Source organism: Dietzia sp. B19 (genome assembly GCF_014145155.1).
In the GTDB taxonomy this organism is placed as follows: Bacteria; Actinomycetota; Actinomycetes; order Mycobacteriales; family Mycobacteriaceae; genus Dietzia; species Dietzia natronolimnaea.
On sequence record NZ_JAALED010000513.1, the window covers coordinates 1 to 2,239 of the forward strand.

Annotated in this window: 3 protein-coding genes; all 3 read left to right on the forward strand. The window is 70.9% G+C overall.

What is annotated here, in order from left to right:
* Positions 1-374 (forward strand): tyrosine-type recombinase/integrase (locus tag G6020_RS14040; protein WP_182611040.1); only part of this gene is annotated, 374 nt, incomplete at its 5' end.
* A 75-nt stretch (positions 375-449) separates the two neighbouring features.
* Complete coding sequence (locus G6020_RS14045; protein WP_179526225.1) at positions 450-1,325, forward strand: ParA family protein; 876 nt, start codon at positions 450-452, stop codon at positions 1,323-1,325.
* An 8-nt stretch (positions 1,326-1,333) separates the two neighbouring features.
* On the forward strand, positions 1,334-2,167 hold the full coding sequence (locus tag G6020_RS14050; RefSeq protein WP_095719363.1) for a segregation/condensation protein A: 834 nt from the start codon (positions 1,334-1,336) through the stop codon (positions 2,165-2,167).
* Positions 2,168-2,239: the final 72 nt, after the last annotated feature.

A 2,239-nucleotide genomic window follows, 5' to 3' on the forward strand; every position in this document is an offset into this window, starting at 1 on the left:
GCAAGGAGCGGGTGGTCCCGGTGGGGCGTCCGGCCTGCGATGCGGTCGGCGCCTACCTGGTGCGCGCCCGTCCCGCACTGGCGGTCCGGGGCGGCCCGGCGTTGTTCCTCAACGCCCGTGGCGGCCGTATCACCCGGCAGTCCCTGTGGAACGTGGTGGCCGCCGCCGCGGAGCGGGCGTCGGTCGGCACCGACGTCTCGCCGCACTCCTTCCGCCACTCCTTCGCGACCCACTTGTTGGACGGCGGCGCGGACATCCGGGTGGTCCAGGAGCTGTTGGGGCACGCCTCGGTGACCACGACGCAGGTCTACACCCTCGTCACCGTCGACACGCTCCGCGAGGTCTGGGCCGAGTGCCACCCCCGGGCACGGTAACGTGACCGGGGACCGGCCTGAGCGCAGGTGACGACGCAGCGAGAGGAGACGCGGGTGGCGCAGGACTCTGGGACCATGGATCCCGCACTGTTCTCCCGCGCGGAACTGCTCGGCGCCGACGACCCGGCGGCCGGCGAGGGCTTCTCGGCGATCCCCGAACCGCAGCCGCTCACCTCGCACGGTCCCGCCATGGTGCTCTCGATGTGCAACCAGAAGGGCGGGGTCGGCAAGACCACCAGCACGATCAACCTGGCCGCCGCCCTCGCGGAGTACGGCCGCCGGGTCCTCGTCGTGGACCTCGACCCCCAGGGTGCGCTGTCGGCGGGCCTGGGCATCCCGCACCACCAGCTGGATCTGACGGTCTACAACCTCCTGGTGGACAACACCGTGTCGACGGAGGAGGTGCTCGTCCGGACCCGGGTGGAGGGGGTGGACCTCATCCCCGCCAACATCGACCTGTCCGCCGCGGAGATCCAACTGGTCAACGAGGTGGGGCGCGAACAGGCTCTGGGCCGCGCGCTGTACCCGGTGCTCGACCGCTACGACTACGTCCTGATCGACTGCCAGCCGTCACTGGGGCTGCTCACCGTCAACGCACTGGCCTGTTCGGACGGCGTGTTGATCCCGATGGAGTGCGAGTACTTCTCGCTGCGTGGGCTCGCCCTGTTGACGGACACCATCGACAAGGTCCGCGACCGGATCAACCCGCGTCTGCACCTGACCGGGATCCTGATCACGATGTTCGACCGCCGGACGGTCCATGCCCGCGACGTCCTCGGCCGCGTCGTCGAGGTGTTCGGTGACCAGGTCTTCGACACCCTCGTCACCCGGACGGTCCGGTTCCCGGAGACCACCGTCGCCGGTGAACCCATCACCACGTGGGCGCCCAGATCTGCGGGTGCGCAGGCCTACCGGGCGCTGGCTCGCGAGGTCATCCAGCGCGGCAGGTGAGCGGTCCGGTGACCGGGGTCGGGCACCCGCCGGGGGACGACGCCACCGAGGTACCCGATCCGCGTGCGTTCACAGTCCACCTGACCAACTTCACCGGCCCGTTCGACCTGCTCCTGAAGTTGATCGATTCGCGTCGCCTCGACGTGACCGAGGTCGCCCTCCACTCGGTGACCGACGAGTTCATCGCCCACGCCCGCGAGTTGGGCCGGGAGGCGGGCCTCGAGGAGGTCACCGAGTTCCTGGTGGTGGCGGCCACGCTGCTCGACCTCAAGACCGCACGACTCGTGCCCTCCGGTGAGGTCCAGGACCTGGAGGATCTGGCCCTGCTCCAGGCGCGGGACCTGCTCTTCGCCCGGCTCCTGCAGTTCCGGGCGTTCCGCCAGGTGGCCGAGCTGTTCGCCGAGCTCGACAGGACCGCCCGCCACTCCCACCCGCGGACGGCGGGTCCGGACGAGGAGTTCCTGGACCTGCTGCCCGAGGTGGAGCTGGGCGTCGACGTGGAACAGTTCGCCACCATCGCCGCCGTGGCGTTCCGACCCCGGCCGGTGGAGGAGGTGGGGGTCTCGCACGTGCACACCCCGGCCGTGTCCGTCCCCGAGCAGGCCGCCCGCGTCCTGGAGTTGCTGAGGTTCCGGGGCCGGGGCCAGTGGGTCGACTTCCGGGAGCTGGTCTCCGGGTGCGGAGACTCCCTCGTCGTCGTCGCCAGGTTTCTCGCCCTGTTGGAGTTGTACAGGGCGCGCGCCGTGGCGCTCGCCCAGGACGAGGCGCTCGGTGACCTGTTGGTGAGTTGGACGGGCGAGGAGGCCGCCGAGGTGACACGCGGGAGGGACGAATGGACGTGACGGAGGGCGACGACATGCGTGCGATGGGGCCGGACGGGGACGACGACGAGCTCGACGAGCCCGGGGCCCCGC

What these genes read in the sequence shown, in the direction of transcription:
- G6020_RS14045 (WP_179526225.1), top strand. Translation starts at nt 450, where the DNA reads ATGGATCCCGCACTGTTCTCCCGCGCGGAACTGCTCGGCGCCGACGAC.